We start from the raw sequence: 17527 nt of genomic DNA, 5'->3' as shown, positions 1-17527 counted from the left end.
AGAGGAAATCGGATTTCCTCCCCTATCAAATAGCACTGTTTTAGTACCTGAGGTTCCAATATCTATGCCTAATAAGTACTTCATCTTCTAGCCACTCCAATCAAAATTATTAAAGCTTAATAACTGCCTTTACTACATCATTCTTATTTTCTATAACATAGTCAAAGGCCTCCTTTGTATCACTAAAATCAAATTCATGGGTAACTATTCCATTAACATCAATTTTCCCATCAGAAATTGCTCCTATAGCTGCTGGATATATGTTTCTATATCTGAATACACTTTTTATTTCAACCTCTTTAGTCATAATTTGCATGAAATCAAACTCAATTATATCCTTTGGCGCAAGTCCTACTAATACAATAGCTCCACCCCTTTTTACTAAGTAAGGTGTCTGCTTTATTGTATGCTCAGATCCTGCTGTTTCAATAANNAACCACATTTGCACCAGCATTGTTTGTAATCTCATTTATTACAGCTAGTACATCTTGATTTTTAGCATTTATAACTTTAGTTGCACCTAATTTTAGGGCATAGTCTAATCTCTTATCTATAACATCTACAACAATAACATTTGTAGCACCATATGCCTTACAAGCTAATAAAGTTACTAGACCTATACATCCTGCACCTAAAACTACAACTGTATCCCCTAATTTTACATTTCCCTGTGATACAGCATGTAATCCTACTGCTAAAGGTTCAACTAAAGCACCCTCCTTAGTTGATACATTATCTGGTAGTTTAAAACACATATTTTCTGGATATGTTATATAATTCATTAAAGAACCATGATATGGTGGTGTTGCTAGGAACTCAACCTCTGGGCATAGATTATATTTACCACTTTTACAAAATTCACATTGACCACAAGTTTGACCTGGCTCTAAAGCAACTCTATCTCCAACTTTTAAATTCTTAACTCCAGGGCCTACTTGAACTATTTCTCCAGCACATTCATGACCTAAAATAAAATCTCCATCTACTATGAAGTCCCCTATTCTACCATGCTCATAATAATGTACATCTGAACCACATATCCCTACACATTCTAATTTTATAAGTACTTCTTTATCCTTTGGAGCTGAAACCTCAATATCTCTTGTTTCCATATTATGAGTTCCACACATATATACTGCCTTGTTTATCATCTTTATTCCTCCTAAATTAAGTTCAATTATAGACCTTGCACAAAACTGTACAAGGTCTACTTTTTTATTAGTCTATATTACCTGCTTTTTTATGAATTTCTATAAACTCATCAGCATTATCCTTTGTTATTAATGGACAATCTACCATTATAGTATCACGCTCTACTTTACCAGTCATAACATCATATGTTAACTTAACAGCTTTTTCTGCAAGCTCGTAAGCACTTTGAAGAGTAGTTGATGTCATTTCACCATTTTTTATAGCTAAACAAGCTTCTGCTGTTCCATCAACACCATATGATAATATATTTGTCTTTCCTGCTGCTTTAGCCGCTTCAAGAGCTCCTACACACATGTTATCATTCATAGATATTATTGCATCAATTTCTCCATGAGTTTGAATCCAGTCTTCCATTAATCTCATCGCTTCATCTTTATTCCAATTTGCAATTTGCTCATCTAAGATTTTAACGTCTGGTCTCTTTGCAAAGAATTCTTTTTCCCATCCTTCACGTCTCTTATCAGAGTGCATATTACCTGCTGGTCCCATAAGAACTACAACTTTTCCATTTTGAGGAACTTGCTCTAAAGCAAGTTTTGCATTTTTAGCAGCTTGATCAACTGGGTCTGCATCTACTGCCGCTGCTCTATCATTATCATTAATACGGTTGTTTACTGTAATAACCTTAACCCCTTTATCCATAGCTGCTATAGCTGGTGCTACTTGTGCTTCAGAATCAAATGGTTGAAGAAGAATTGCATCATATTTCTTTGTAACCGCATTCTCAATATGAGATGCTATAACTTCATTCTTGCTATCTCCATCAAATATATCTACCTGTACATCCTTATAGTTTGTAGCTACTTCATCCTTTACTGCATTTGCAAGCCAAGCAGCAAAAGAATCTCCTTGTGCTCTTGCAATATATGCAACTTTATAAGTCTTTTCACCTTCTGCAACTGGTTCCTCCTTTGAAGTATTAGTACATCCCACAGTAAGTGATAATGCTAATAACGATGACATAGCTAAAGTTAATATTTTCTTTGTTTTCATATCAATTGTCTCCCCCTAATAATATTATTTTTCATTATATTTTGATTTTTACTTAACTTGATTTGATCTAAACAGAACTTCCTTCGGTTTCTACTAGGGTTTTGTCTTTATTTTTATCAGCAATACTACCTAGTTTTCTGCTTTCTCTTTTGTTCTTAGATTTTATATCGTAAATTACTGCAAACGCAATAATTACTCCCTTTACTACTTGTTGCATATAAGATTGTATTCCTACTAGGTTCATTATATTGTTTAAGAATCCCATAATGAATGCTCCTGCAAGAGTTCCACCTGCAGTTCCTATTCCCCCAGTAAAGCTTGTTCCACCAATTATTGCAGCAGTCATTCCTTCAAATTCTGCTCCTATACCAGCATTAGGAAGCCCAGCATTAACACGAGACATAAATAACACACCTGCGATTCCAACAAATATACCATTTATGAGATAAGCCTTCATCTTAGTTTTATTTACATCTATTCCTGAAGCTCTTGAAGCCTCTTCACTACCACCTACAGCATAAACACATCTGCCTAGTCTTGTATGTTTTAGGATGTACCAAGTTAAAAGAGTAATTCCAGTCATGAATATTACAGGAATAGGAATAAATCCTATAGAGTTTTGTCCTAGTACAATAAAGTCTCCTATTTGATAAATATTTTGACCATTAGTAAACAATAAAGCTGCACCTCTTGCTACAGTTTGCATAGCTAATGTGGCAATAAATGGAGGTGCTTTAAACTTAGTTACCATTATCCCATTGATAAAGTTACATATAACACCTACAAGTACTCCAACTAGCAATGCTATTTCCAAAGAACCTGTAGCCTTAAAGGCTGCAACAGAAAGCAGACCTGATAAAGCCAGAACTGAACCTGCTGATAAATCTATAAGTCCACATATAATTAAAATTGTTTCACCAAAAGCAATAATAGTGGTTATTGATATTTGTCTTGATATATTTGTTAAGTTTTCTCCTGATAAAAATACAGGACTGATTAAAGAACATGCCATAAACATAGCAAGTAATACAACGTAAATACTATATTTACTTGAGGTTCTCGACCATTTATGTCTAATATCTATCATCTTCATCCTTCTATTCCCCCCTTGTAGCTAACTTCATAATAGCTTCTTGTGTAGCCTTTTCTCTATCTATTTCTCCAGTAATTTTTCCAGATGCCATAACATAGATTCTATCGCACATACCTATGAGCTCTGGTAATTCAGAACTTATTATTATTACTGCTCTATTTTCTTTTGCAAGTTCTGTAATAAGTTTATATATTTCGTACTTTGCACCTACATCGATTCCCCTTGTNNATTTCTGAGCATCCACTTTGCAAATATTACCTTCTGTTGATTTCCTCCGCTTAGAGAATCAATAGAGGTTTCTAAATTAGGGCATTTTACCTTCATTCTTTCACATATATTTGATACACTACTAATCTCTTTTTTACTATGTAGATGACCCTTATAAAAGAATTTCTCTAAATTAGATATGGATACATTTTCAGTTATACTTCTAATTCCTACTATTCCATATCTCTTACGATCTTCTGATAGCATAACTATTCCATTGTTAATACTATCCTTTACATTTTTTATTTTTACTTCCTTACCCTTAACTTTAATCTCACCTGATAGGTATGAGTCTAGTCCAAATATTGTTCTAGCCACTTCACTTCTACCTGCTCCCATAAGACCTGCAAAACCTACAATTTCTCCTCTTTTTACATGAAAATTAATATCCTCAAAGTGCTTTCCATCAGTTAGTTCTTTAACCTCTAACATGGTTTCTCCGATTTTAATATCTTCCTTAGGATATGCATTGGTAATTTTACGGCCTACCATAAGAGAAATAACCTTGTCTATATCTAACTCACTAGCTGGCTTAGTATCAATAACAACACCATCTCTTATAACTGTTATTTCATCAGCTATTTTAAAGATTTCTTCCATCTTATGAGATATGTATATTATACTTACACCCTTACTTTTTAATTCAGCAATCTTATCAAAGAGAATTCCTACCTCTTTTCTAGTAATTGCAGATGTAGGTTCATCCATGATAATAACCTGTGAATTATAAGACATAGCCTTTAGAATCTCTAGCATTTGTATATCTGATACTGTAAGATCCTTAAATTGTGTTGTTGGCGAATAGGGTAAATTTTCTTGTTTTAAAAGTTCTTCAGTATCTTTTCTAATCTTCTTCCAATTAATTTTCCCTAATTTATTTACAGGCTCTCTCCCTAAAAATATACTTTCTTCAATAGTAATCTCAGGTATATAATTTAGCTCTTGAAATATCATAGATATACCATGCCTACGAGCTTCAATAGGATTCTGTATCTTAACTTCTTTTCCATCTATATGAATACTTCCACCATCAGGTTGATATATACCATTTATTATCTTCATAAGTGTAGACTTACCAGCTCCATTTTCTCCACAAAGCACATGAACCGTTCCCTTTTTAACAGAAAAACTTACATTAGCTAAGGCAGTTACTCCTGGGAAAAATTTCTGTATACCTTTTAATTCTAGCTTTGGTATATTGCTCTCCACCTTTATCCCCCCTTGTAAACTTTTAATTTCATTCTATGGCATAATTATAATAAAAAAATTATTAACCTATAATGGAAAATAACCTTAGTTTTGTGTAAATTATTCTCGCCTAATTTTTCACAAAGTTCTTTGTGTAATATATTAATATTTTTGTGTAATATATTAATGTATTTGTGCAACATAATTATATATATTTCTACATTTTTTTCACTAATCTTAATTTTATATAAAAAAATACTACTTAACATAGTTAAATAGTATTAATGTGCTACACTTTATTTATTTTTGTATGGTATCTTTATATTGACCTACAGTTAATCCTGTTACTTTTTTAAAAGTCTTATAAAAATACTGTTGATCTGTAAATCCTACCCTTTGATAGATAACTTTCATACTGTCTTCACCTTTATTAATCATTTCCTTTGCTTTTTCTATACGCAGATTGATGATATAAGAAGAAATATTTATTCCTGTCTCTTTTTTAAATAAAAATGATAGGTATTGTTTAGATAGATTAATATGAGTAGCGATATCTTCTAGAGTAACTTTACTTGAATAATTTATTTCAATGTACTCCACAACTTTATTTATAATATATTTAGAATTCTGATCATCCCTTATTCTTAGAACTAACTGACATATCTCCTCTAAAAATTTACACATTAGTTTTGATATAAACATAATTCTTGTAGAATCCATAATTTTATTGTAATACCCCTGATATAAGGTATCATAATCATTACCTTGAAAATATTCTTCATACTTTTCTAATATACTAACAATAATATTACAATACATAAGCTTACATGTTAACTCTGATATTTTACAACCATTTATTTTCTTCTCTATACTCTCTATATGACTTTTTCCACCCTCTAGATTTCCTTCTTCTATAAAGTTAATAAGAATACTCTTAGATTGTTTTTCGAATTTCAGCATATTTATATCCTTCAATTCTTTATTTTCTCTAGTTTCTACTACAGAACCCAAAGGCAAATAGAATATATCTTTTGTTCTTTCTACATATTCCTTAAAATAATTTGGGAATTCTTTAAGCTCACTAAATATAGGTGTATATATTACATCTAACTTAATATTAAAATATTGAATTACAGTGGTTTTTNNAATTACCTCTTGTACTTCACCATATTTAATATCTTCCTTAGATATAAAATATATAAGTCCATCCTCCTGTTCCTTCAAAAGACACTGTATTTTTTCTTTAGAAAATATCCACGTTATAAGCTCTATCATAGCATTTTTCACATTTTCTCTTTCTTTAATGGAAGCAATAATATCATTAGCTTCAGGGAAGAAACCTAAAATAGAATATTTCCCTCCATAAATATTAAAGTTTATCTGTTTAAACCCCTCAAAATCTACTTCATCAAAGGAACTTGAACCATCTATAAGATATTCTATAAGCTGATTTTTAGTCTTCATTAAGGTTTCACTAGCCTTGTCCTTACCTAGTGTATTCTTATCCATATTGTCTAAATTTCTTTTTACCTCTAGCATGGTACTTATAAGTTCCTCATCCTCTACCTCTGATTTAAGAATATAATTATTAGCTCCATATTTTAGAGCTTGTCTTACATTTGTAAAATCATCATAGCAGGTTAATACCAGTATTTGAGTTAAGCTATCTTCTTTTCTTACTTCTTCTGTTAACCATAAACCATCCTTCTTAGGCATTTTTATATCTGTTATAATCACATCTGGGTTATATAGCTTATACATCTCATAGGCCTTTTCACCATTTGGAGCCTCACCTATAACTGTAAAGCCTATGCTATTCCAATCTATTGTGGATTTTAATCCTACTCTTACAAGAACCTCATCATCTACAATTAAAACTTTATAAACTTTCATCACCCTCTTTATCTACTAAAAAGTCACCAGTAGTTTTCCTCATTATACTCCTAGGAATCGTCACCTTAACATAGGTACCTATTTCACTTCTATTTCCTATTTTAATTCCATATTCTTCACCGCAATAAAGCTTTATTCTTTCATTAACATTGTTTAATCCAACTTTACTAAATTTATTTACATCCTTTTCTTTAGCAAAGATTTTTTCTAAATCCTCTTCACTGATACCAGGTCCATTATCTTCTACAAGAATAATTAAGTTTTCACCTTCTATACATGCATTTATAGATATTTCCAATGGTTCCTCTTCTTCATCTTCCTTAATTCCATATATTAAAGAATTCTCTACAATGGGCTGTAAAATTAATTTCGGTATTGAGCAATTAAGGCAGTCTTCATGAATATTATAAATAATGTTAACTTTTTCATTGAATCTTAGATTTTGTATTTTAATATAATTCTTAACGTAATCTATCTCATCCTCTAGAGTAATCATTTCCTTTCCTAAGTTTATACTTACCCTTAGAAGTTTTATCAGTGAAGTTACTGCATTACTTACAGATTTATCCCCTTGTATCTTTGCCATCCACTTTATAGTATTTAAGGTATTATACAGGAAGTGTGGATTAATCTGAGCATGCAATGTCTCAAGTTCTAACTCTTTTTTTATTCTTTCTTCTTCTACTAACTTATCAACAACTTCATTCATTTTCCCTATCATATTATTAAAGCTGTTTCCAAGTTCCCCTAACTCGTCAATTCTATCTATATTTATACGCACATGTAAATCTCCATTTTCAGCCTTCTTCATCATATTTCTCATACTCACCATGGGTTTTGAAATTTGAGACGAAAAGAATAAACAAATTATTATAGTTATAACTACATAAATTATTACACCTATTAACATATATCGTTGCATATTTGTAATTTCTTTGTATAGATACTCTTTGGTTACTATCTTTACGATCTTCCAATCTGTTGATGTAATATTAGAGTATATACATACCTTTTCAACATTATCATCAGTAAATTCTATTGAACCCATATCTATATTAGATGATAGAACTTCTTTTGCATAATTTTTTTCTTCTATATTCTTTCCTATAATTTCTTTATTAGGATGACTAATTATTTGACCCTTTTCATTACAAATAAATAATTCGCTATTCTCCTCTGTAATTAAACTTTTATAAGAATCCTCTAATATGGTTTCATCTACATCAATAAATATTGTTCCCATATCCTTTAAGCTATTTAAGTCTATTATCTTTCTTCCTAAAGAAAAATAATTCTTAGGAATTTCTCCCGACAATATCTTAACTCTAACAGGAATTGTATCAAACCAAACTAACTCACCATGAGTGTTATTGATATTATTAATATCAATTACCTGCTTCACATAGGTTTTACTAGCCCCTACATTATAAATATTATGTTTAGTTGTAAGGTATATACTTTCCACCTCTTCATTTGTAGTACAAAAATTTCTCAGTATATTATTTAATTCCTCATGACTTTCAGTTGATGAGCCTTTCAAACTTTCTATAAAATCTCTATTAGTAACAACCATGTCTGACAGATCAGCAATGCTATCAATTATAAAATCAATATTGCTTCCGGCCTCATATACAGATTGTTTTGCAGATTCACTATACTTTGTAGTAATAATTGATTTCATCACATTGTTATAAATAATATATATAAATCCAATAGGTATAAATATTAATAGAATAAAAATAATTAGCAATTTGTTTCTAAAGCTCTTTCTAATCCATGAAGTTCTCATTTTATCCCCGCTCTTCATTGTAGTAAACTCAACTCTTTAAAAATTTTATCTGCTACTNNCCATATCCCTTACATTATTAATAATTATTTGCTCTACAAAATAGAAATTACTAATCTTAGATCTAAAATATACATTATCCTCTTTCCAGACCTCTAGTAGTGCAGGTAAGTGGTTTAAATTACTTCTTTCATTTGTATTATTCTTTACATTCTCTATGATGTTTTGTACATCCATACTATTGTACACAGATTTTCTCGGTGGCATGCTTCCACCTTCTGGTTCCCATAAAACCATACTTTGTGTCTGAGGTGCAGTAGCCCAAACTATAAATAACCAAGCAGCCTTCTTTTCAATTTCTGAAGCATCACTATTAATTCCGATTCCTGCTCCTCCATAGATATTAGCACTTCTCGCATTTCCATAGGGCAAAATGCTATAGCCAACCTTACCTGCCACTTTAGAAATATTAGGATTTTCTACTACAGCTCCATTTTCATCCCAGTTTGCCATCATTGCGATTTCACCGTTTTTAAAAGCTTCCGAAGTATCCGTCCAATTCCAATTAATACTATCTGGTGCACCTACTTCTACCATCTGTTTGTACATACTTAATCCCTCTTCAAGGTAATCATTTTTAACTGAAACTTTTTTTGGTTTTTCTACTCCTAATGTATTCACATAGGGATCATCAAAATAGTTTCCTCCATAGGATTCAAGGACATTAGAAAAATCGCAATATACTGAATTATGTAATTGAGCCATTTGTGCACTTCCATATTTAACTTCTTCATCTGGAACATTTTCATCAATCCATTTAGAAACAATACAATACCTTTCCCAAGTAAAATCTTTCTGTCCTGGAGTCCAATCAAATCCATTTTCCATTATAAACTGTTCTCTATACTTCTCAAAAATATCCTTTCTATAGAAGAAAATCATAGTTGTAGTATCAAAAGGTATGGCACATAACTTAGTTTTATCACCAAAGTAAGATGAAATATTTACCTGATCATCAAAGAAATCCTCCATACCACCTGGTATATGAGGCATTCTAGGATCATTATTATATAAATTTAAATCCTCTAGATTATTATGAAACCTATTAAGAGTTTGATATGGATCTACATAAACAAGTTGAAATTTTCCTCTTTCAGATATAAAATCATTATTTATTTTATTTATCATTGTAGTATAATCCATTGGTCTAATGTTCACTCTAATACCTGTTTTCTCAGTAAACTTTCTACACTCCCTAGAAAGAATATTAGCATTTATATTATTTTCTACTACAAAATTTAGGGTAGTACCTTGAAATTCTCTCCAATCAAATCCTTCTGGTGTTTCTATATTAGGTAGTTCTTTATCCCATGGATAAAAGGGTGCTTTAATTTTATTACTAATTAATTCATCATCTTTAGACTTAGCCATTATTATGTTTTCGCTATAAGTAGCTAAACAAAGCATTATTGCAGCCATAATTACAATGAAAACATAAATCCTTTTATTCCTAATAATAATCACCTTCCCCCTTTGTTTTTATATAAAATAATATTCCATTTAGCTACATTATACATAATAATTCTACATATTTAAATGATTAAATCACTATTTTTTCATTAAAATGCTACTCTATTAAAAAATATTAAAAAAAGAACCCTCATAATGAGAGTTCTTCAATTAACCTATTTTTCTTTTAATGATTCTGGTAACAATTCTTCAATCTTGTTTACAGGTATACCATTTCTAAATTTAACATCCATTCCACAAACTACAGCATAAAATCTAGCATATACCTGTTGAATTTCTTCAACTTCTGGTGAATCTGTTCGATATGAAAAGTATANNAAGTATAAATTAGTTAATTCAATGGCAACATCATATTCATTCCTTTGTATTGGTGTTGATTTCAACTTCATGTCTTCTTCCATCTAATCACCCCCTATTATTATTTTACATTAATTCCCACCGAAATGCAACAAAGGATAATAAGCCAGTTTGTAGATAATGAATTTCAAGGTAATGTTTATAAAAGTTAAAGCCGCTACTTAAAAACTTAAATAACGGCTGTTTATTAAATATCAGAATTGTATCACTGCAACCTACAATATGGAATAAATTTCCAAACAAAGTTTAAAGCTTTTTCACTTTACATATGTCTATGATTATCCTTTTAAAAGTGCGTTGGCTATTAACATATCCAGTTTACGGACATCTACTCCCTTTTGTAGGTTTACTTTTATTTGACCAGCTCTAGTCCATAATTCAACTTCTGCACTAAGGTCAAAAAGTTTCCCTGCATTTTCAGTAGACCACATGTTAATAGAAGAGTAAGGCAACGAATAAACCTCTACTTTCTTACCAGTAAGCCCTTGTGCATCTCTTACAATTAGTCTTTTATTAGTAAAAATTGCACTATCTCGGAATGTTTTATAAGCAGCAATCGCTACTTCTCCTTCCACCAATAAATCATTAACGTCATTTGGAATTGGACATTCAGATACTAGAGTCCATGTTAATATACCTTGTGTTTCTGCCATTTCATTTACCTCCTATAAGTAAATCCTTGTATCTATTTACTATTCTGCATTTATATGCAAAAACCTTCCTAAATAAATCTTTTTTTTGAAGCTCCACAGATAGGACAATTCTGAAGTGAAAGAGGTATTTCTAATCCACAGTCATTTAGTAATTCCTCGTTATTTAAAATATCCACTGTGTTTTCGTCTGCAGCAATTTCACCTTCTTTTATCACGATAACCCTTTTACATGTATCAAATACCATATCTAAATCATGACTAGTTATTATCTTTGTATGCTGAAAGCATTTTAATAAATTGATTAATCTTCGTCTTGATTTAGGATCTAAAGCTGCTGTTGGCTCATCCATAACTAATACATCCGGTTCCATTGATAGAACCGATGCAATTGCAGCAGCTCGCTTTTCTCCACATGACAATTTAAAGGGTGCCCTATCTTTTAAGTGAGATATTCCTACTAACTCTAAAGCCTTTGTAACTTTGATTTCAACTTCTTTTTCATCAAAGTTATAATTTCGTGGTCCAAAGGCCACATCATCATATACAGTTGTCATAAACAACTGATCATCAGGATCTTGAAAAACCATTCCTAATCTCTGGCGTATCAAGGGTAATGTTTTTTTTGTTACATTCACATCTCCTATGACCACCTCTCCGTTGTTTGGAAAGAGAACTCCCATTAAAAGCATCAATATTGTAGACTTTCCTGCACCATTGGCACCAATAATTCCCACAGATTCACCATGTTGGATTGTGAATGATATATTTTTTACTGCTACATGTCCATCAGGATAAGAAAAATGCAAGTTCCTTACATCAAGTTCATGACAACTCATCTATTTAATCACCCCCGTAATTAATGAACCTATAAGCATAGGTATATTATAAATTCTTGCTAAAATGAAAAATATGCTCCAACCTGCTAAATACGCAAAATCACTAATTCTTAATTTTTCAATATTTCCTGTATTATACTCACCTGTAAAGCCTCTCATATTCATAGATTGATACACCCGTTGCGCCCTATCAAATGTCCTAAGTATCAACTGTCCTGCAAAAGAACCCCAAACATTTCTATGTATTCCCTTTTGTCCAGGCGCCCTAAGGAAATATGCTCTCATCATTCTAGAAATCTCTTCTATCAGCACAGATATATATCTATATGTTAATAACAACTGTAATACAAAGACTTTAGGAACCTTCAGCATACGCAATGATACAGCCAATTTATCCATTCCTGTAGTTGCAATTAATAAAATACTAACAGTCACCGTTAACCCACATTTTATGAAAATAGATAAAAATATTACCCATCCTCTTGAAATAACAATACCTCCTAGAGCCATTGTATGATGATTAAATAAGGGATTTAATATACCAATTCCAATAATAAAAGGCTCTACAAGTAATAGTCTTTTAAGGATTGGAACAACTGGCAGCTCTGCTAACACAAAAATAACCACAGGATAGAAAATAAAAGATAAAAGACTACTAATTTCATATCTTCCAAATGATACAACTACAGTTAGATAAACAATTGTAGTTAATAACTTTGTAATGGGATGAAGCCTATGTATTGTGGTTTCTTTCCCCGCTAAATCATCTAGAAGTCTCATATTATAAAGAGAATTTATTACTTTTGCCATGTAAAATCAAATCCTTATTGTAGAATTTTACTGGTGGGTTCATTACCACCTAGCTTATTTTTATTATTAAACCTTTCTTTTCTTTTTTTAACTAAGCTGATAACAAATCCTGTGAATGCTGCCAGTGCAAGTGTCAATATTCCACCAACAATACCTGAAACACTTGTTCCAGCACTAACTGCAGGCCATTGCTCTTCAACTTCTAAAGGTGTTTCTTCTTCACTTTCATCTTCCTTTGTCTTAAAACTGTAATCAGGCAAAAACGCTATCTTACTTTGTATTTCTGATAATGTATTATGAATTCCATCTGGTGTTTCAAATTCTGCTGTTCCTGAAGTTTTTTCCATAGCCCATTCCAATCCATCAGGATTTGAAGAGGCAAACCAAGAAAGCGTTCCGCCAACTAAAACTACTCCAATTACAAGGCTAGTAAGTATCTTTTTCATAGATATATTACCAAGAGCTTCTCCTTTAGCTGCCTTTTCTAGAATTTCTGGTCTAGCCTTCCATACAAAAGTAACAATTGCTGATGTAACAAACCCTTCAGCTACTCCGATTGCTAGATGTATTGGTTGCATTAACAATAAAAAGGTTCCAAAAGGCAATTCAGTCTTTCCGGACATAAGAGTCTGAAGTACAACGCTAAAAGCTCCTATTTGAAGACCAACTATAGTAGATGCCATCGAGGCGCTAAAGATCTTCTTAGTAGTAATCCCTTTACGTGTAAACCATTTATAAATTAAAGGGTATGCTATAAAACAAGTATAAAATCCAAGGTTAAATACATTGCAACCATAGGCAAGTAACCCACCATCTCCAAAGAACAGTGCTTGAATTAACAAAATAGAAGCCATAGTTAAGAATCCCGCATAGGGCCCTAATAATATTGCAAGTAGTATTCCTCCTCCAATGTGTCCACTAGAACCAGTACCAGGGATTGAAAAATTAATCATTTGTGCAGCAAAAACAAAAGCTCCCATTACCCCCATTAAGGGAATTTTCTTTTCATCCATATCATTCTGTATTTTTTTAATTGAATAAGCTGTAATTCCAGTAGTAGCTGCCAACATAGTTCCTCCCACCACTGGTGAAATCAAAGCATCAGCCATGTGCATAATATCCACTCCTTTACAAAATAAAATGCCTCAAAAAGTCAAGCATTTAAAACCATCTATTTTATCTCCTCAGTTGTAAATCGAAATGCAATCCTTCCGATACCAACTAGGTTGTATTAATAATAAATATTTATTGTATATCAATAAATATTTATTGACAATTTTATTTTTCAAGTATAAAATGATATTAAAAGGTACAGAATTTATAAAGTACTTAATTGCAAATAAAAAGTTAATCCGAAGTACAAAAATTTATAGGAGGAAAATTAATAATGAAAAAATATTTATTTAGTATTCTTTTAGTAGTAGCTAGTATAGCATGTTTTACGGTATTTAATGTAGTTGGTTCCGAAGTCTTGCCAGATGGAACTCTATCTGAACCATTCTTTCTTATACCAATAGGATTTTTATTTGCTGTTATAGCTATTATATCAGCAATAATAATTTATATAGTATCTAAATTTGTAAACAGCAATAACCAATAGGTATATAATCAATTATTTTCAATTAATAGATACGTATTAGAGCTTAATTATTGTATATTGTATTATCTTAATAGTTCTAGATAGCAAAAATAGGTCTATAGGCCTATTTTTGCCTTCTATAATCATAATATATATGGCTTTACATCATCATTTTAATTTCTTTAAACTCATCAAGGTCAGTATAAAGTTCTTCCTTGTATGGATTTCTCTTAGTTTTCCTTATTTTATATATCATATAAACAAATACAGCTATATTACTTGCAAGAGCTATTGCTCCTAAAATTGTATAAATAGTAGTATTATAAGTTGATTTAACTACAAACATTCCGGTATCCTGGAAATTTGGAAAAGTTTGAGCAAACATGCACCATATAGCTAAGGTCTGAGCTCTATGCTGTAGCCAAGCACCCTTTCCAACAGTAAATGCACAAAGAGTTGGTGCAATGAGTAATGCTAAGCCTGCATACCAAGAATGAGTAGGTATGCAATTATAAGTATATACAAAATTCCATAAATCATATGCAATAATCCAGAACCAAAGCATATCTGGCCATAGCATATCTTTACTTTTGTCCTTTTTAGTTTGTTTTCTAATTACTATTCCAAACCAACCAGTTATAGCAATGATATTTAGTATACCAGCCGCTGCATTCATATAATTCCATGGACCACCAATTACACCTACTACTTCACCTTCAATAGCTCCTGAAGTCATCATCCAATAGGTGGATCCAACCTCAATATCTCTTGCCACTGCTTCTATAATGTTAATAGCTAGAATCAACGGTGGAAAGCATAGTGCAATTTTATTATCAGCTAGTCTCCAAACAACCTCACCAGTAATTTTATCCTTTTTCTCAATATGACGAATACACCAAAATCCAATACATCCTGCTGTTGCAGAATAAACTTTAGCTAGATGGAACCAATCAGTATAGGTAACCTCCTTTAAAACAGTCATCCAAACAACTGTTAAAATAATTGGCAAAATAACAAAACTAAAAAATCCTGCCCACTTCTGTCTTCTAGAAAATTCATTGAATAAAAACAAACCTGCAAAAACTACAAACCACATTCCCCATGCAGAAAACATTGTTGCTCCTTCAACATAATTAAATTCAAACATTTTATTCACCCTCTACCCCTATTTAAATTTAAAATTACTTTATAAAATCTTTTATAGTTAACTAAGTTATTTAAAAAGTTTCTTTACTTTTTTAGTTGTAATTTTCACTTTGCGTTTAAGAATTTGTTTTATAACTACAGGTTTAAGATCCTCATAGGCTACACCCTCACCATCATATTTTCTTACAAGGGAAATAGCATCAAACTTACATTTAGTGGTACATTGACCACATCCTACACACAGGAATTCATCTACAACCGTTGCACCACAGCTAAGACAACGTTCTGTTTCCTTTTTTATCTGGTCTTCAGTAAATGTTTCACGTAAGTCTTTAAATGTTTGTCTTGATTTGTTTCCATCTACATGACCTACACTCTGTCTAGGAGTACTATCATATCCTTGAAGTTCGATATTTTCCTTATCTAATGCATGATATTCTTTTCTATCTCGACCAATAATCAAACTTTGTCCTGGCTGAACATAACGATGAATTGAAATTGCCCCTTCCTTACCTAAAGCAATAGCATCTATTGCAAACTTAGGTCCTGTTAATGCATCACCACCAGCAAAAACATCAGGTTCACCTGTCTGTAATGTAAATGGATCTGCTTTAATAGTATTATTTCTGTTTAGTTCAATTTTGCTATCTGACAAAAGTCCTCCCCAATTCATTCCTTGACCTATTGAAAGCAGTACAGTATCAGCCTTAACTATGATAGTGTTATTTTCATCATAAGATGGATTAAATCTTCCACTTTTATCAAATACAGAAATACATTTCTTGAATTCTACTCCTGTAGCACGACCATTTTCAACAATTACTCTCTTTGGTCCCCAAGAATTATTAATTTCAATATTCTCTGATAATGCTTCCTCAATTTCCTCCGGAAGTGCAGGCATTTGTTCACGACTTTCCAAACAGTACATTTTAATTTGTGTATTTCCAATTCTAGTAGCTGTTCTCGCAACATCTATAGCAACGTTACCACCACCGATTACGATTACATTACCTTCAAGTTTTAACTTCTTACTCAAGTTAACATCTCTCATAAAATCTATACCGGTTATAACATTTTCTACATTTTCACCTTCAATGCCAAGGTTTCTTCCCATACAAGCACCGATTGCAATATAGAAGGCTTTAAAACCTTGATCCCTTAATTCATTAAGACTTATATCTCTTCCAACCTCAACGCCTGTATTGAATTCAACGCCTAATTCTTTCAGTATGTCAATTTCAGCATTTATTACATTCTTTTCAAGCCTGAATGAAGGTATTCCTAAAGTTAACATTCCACCAAGAACATTTTCTTTTTCAAACACAGTTACTTTATACCCATCAATGGCTAAGTAGTATGCACAGCTAAGACCTGAAGGCCCTGCTCCCACAACAGCAATTTTTTTACCGTACTCGTGCTTACGTTTAGGCACATATCTATGATCAGTATTTAAATCTTGTTCAGCAATAAATTTTTTGATTTCATCAATAGCAACTGGATCATCAATATCTCCCCTAGTACAATCAGTTTCACACTTTCTTGGACAAATACGTCCACATACTGCAGGAAACGGATTTTCTTGTTTAATAAGTTCAAGGGCTTCCCTATATCTTCCTTGAGAAGCAAGTTTAACATAACCTTGAACTGCAATATGAGCTGGACAATTAGTTTTACAAGGACTTGTACCTGTATCAACTACATCTTTTCTATTGGTTCTATAATCAGAATTCCATTTATCTGGACCCCACTCAGTATCTCGTGGAGTATCACTTCTCTTTATCTCAGTAGTTACTGGTGTTTTTGAACATAACTTTTGCCCCAATTGTAGTGCATTAACAGGACAATTTTGAACGCACTCTCCACAAGCAACACATTTCTCTTTGTCCACTTTAGAAACATAGTTTGAACGTACCATGTCAGCGTTAATAAACATACTAGCAGTTCTTAAAGCCAGACAAGAACATCCACAGCAATTACAAATAGCATGAGTTTTACCAGAACCATCTAAGTTAGGTATTTGATGCATTAAACCATTTTCTTCTGCTCTCTTAATAATTTCAAAGGCTTCTTCACGAGTAATCTGTCTACCTCTCTTCGTACGTATATAGTATTCTGCAGCATGTCCCATCTGAATGCACATATCTTCCTTAAGGTGACCACAGCCTTCTCCCATAGCTTCTCTTG

The 17527-nt window shown here is 31.9% G+C and carries 13 protein-coding genes and 1 pseudogene; 1 reads left to right on the top strand and 13 read right to left on the bottom strand.

What is annotated here, in order from left to right; all coding sequences use genetic code 11:
• Positions 1-109: 109 nt before the first annotated feature.
• The 11 genes and pseudogenes from B2671_RS01305 to B2671_RS01255 all read right to left on the bottom strand — a co-directional run bounded on the left by B2671_RS01305 (position 110) and on the right by B2671_RS01255 (position 13733).
• Positions 110-1151, bottom strand: a pseudogene (locus tag B2671_RS01305) (NAD(P)-dependent alcohol dehydrogenase).
• Positions 1152-1218: 67 nt separating this feature from the next.
• Positions 1219-2205: a sugar ABC transporter substrate-binding protein gene (locus B2671_RS01300; protein ID WP_346868786.1), complete on the bottom strand. Its 987-nt coding sequence runs from the start codon at positions 2203-2205 to the stop codon at positions 1219-1221.
• A 67-nt stretch (positions 2206-2272) separates the two neighbouring features.
• Positions 2273-3289, bottom strand: a complete 1017-nt coding sequence (locus tag B2671_RS01295) for an ABC transporter permease (RefSeq protein ID WP_414632600.1) — start codon at positions 3287-3289, stop codon at positions 2273-2275.
• Positions 3290-3505: 216 nt separating this feature from the next.
• Entirely contained in the window at positions 3506-4666 is a 1161-nt protein-coding gene (locus B2671_RS01290) for a sugar ABC transporter ATP-binding protein (protein ID WP_422653214.1), read from the bottom strand.
• A 387-nt stretch (positions 4667-5053) separates the two neighbouring features.
• A complete protein-coding gene (locus B2671_RS01285) occupies positions 5054-6646 on the bottom strand; it encodes a response regulator transcription factor (protein ID WP_346868783.1) in 1593 nt (530 codons plus the stop codon).
• Complete coding sequence (locus B2671_RS01280; RefSeq protein ID WP_346868782.1) at positions 6633-8435, bottom strand: sensor histidine kinase; 1803 nt, start codon at positions 8433-8435, stop codon at positions 6633-6635. The genes B2671_RS01285 and B2671_RS01280 overlap by 14 nt, the downstream gene beginning before the upstream one ends.
• 45 nt (positions 8436-8480) lie before the next feature.
• Positions 8481-9863 (bottom strand): ABC transporter substrate-binding protein, encoded by a 1383-nt coding sequence (locus tag B2671_RS01275; protein WP_422653213.1) that lies wholly within the window; start codon positions 9861-9863, stop codon positions 8481-8483.
• A 734-nt stretch (positions 9864-10597) separates the two neighbouring features.
• Complete coding sequence (locus tag B2671_RS01270; protein ID WP_346868780.1) at positions 10598-10972, bottom strand: PH domain-containing protein; 375 nt, start codon at positions 10970-10972, stop codon at positions 10598-10600.
• A 68-nt stretch (positions 10973-11040) separates the two neighbouring features.
• Entirely contained in the window at positions 11041-11808 is a 768-nt protein-coding gene (locus B2671_RS01265) for an ABC transporter ATP-binding protein (RefSeq protein ID WP_346868779.1), read from the bottom strand.
• Positions 11809-12618, bottom strand: coding sequence for a cobalt ECF transporter T component CbiQ (gene cbiQ, locus B2671_RS01260; protein ID WP_346868778.1), 810 nt, complete (start codon positions 12616-12618; stop codon positions 11809-11811).
• 14 nt (positions 12619-12632) lie between these two features.
• Positions 12633-13733 carry an energy-coupling factor ABC transporter permease gene (locus tag B2671_RS01255; protein WP_346868777.1) on the bottom strand — a complete coding sequence of 367 codons (1101 nt, stop codon included), beginning with the start codon at positions 13731-13733 and terminating at the stop codon, positions 12633-12635.
• Positions 13734-14005: 272 nt separating this feature from the next.
• On the opposite strand from B2671_RS01255, the gene B2671_RS01250 reads away from it, so the two are divergent.
• Entirely contained in the window at positions 14006-14218 is a 213-nt protein-coding gene (locus B2671_RS01250; RefSeq protein WP_346868776.1) for a DUF3955 domain-containing protein, read from the top strand.
• A 139-nt stretch (positions 14219-14357) separates the two neighbouring features.
• Here B2671_RS01250 and B2671_RS01245 read toward each other — a convergent pair whose 3' ends face one another.
• Positions 14358-15344: a DUF5692 family protein gene (locus tag B2671_RS01245; protein WP_346868775.1), complete on the bottom strand. Its 987-nt coding sequence runs from the start codon at positions 15342-15344 to the stop codon at positions 14358-14360.
• 66 nt (positions 15345-15410) lie between these two features.
• The coding region (locus tag B2671_RS01240; RefSeq protein WP_346868774.1) for an FAD-dependent oxidoreductase at positions 15411-17527 on the bottom strand (2117 nt) is incomplete at its 5' end.

This window comes from Clostridium sp. UBA5119, assembly GCF_002414285.1.
Lineage (GTDB): Bacteria > Bacillota > Clostridia > Clostridiales > Clostridiaceae > Clostridium_J > Clostridium_J sulfidigenes.
This window is presented reverse-complemented; position numbering and strand designations above follow the sequence as displayed.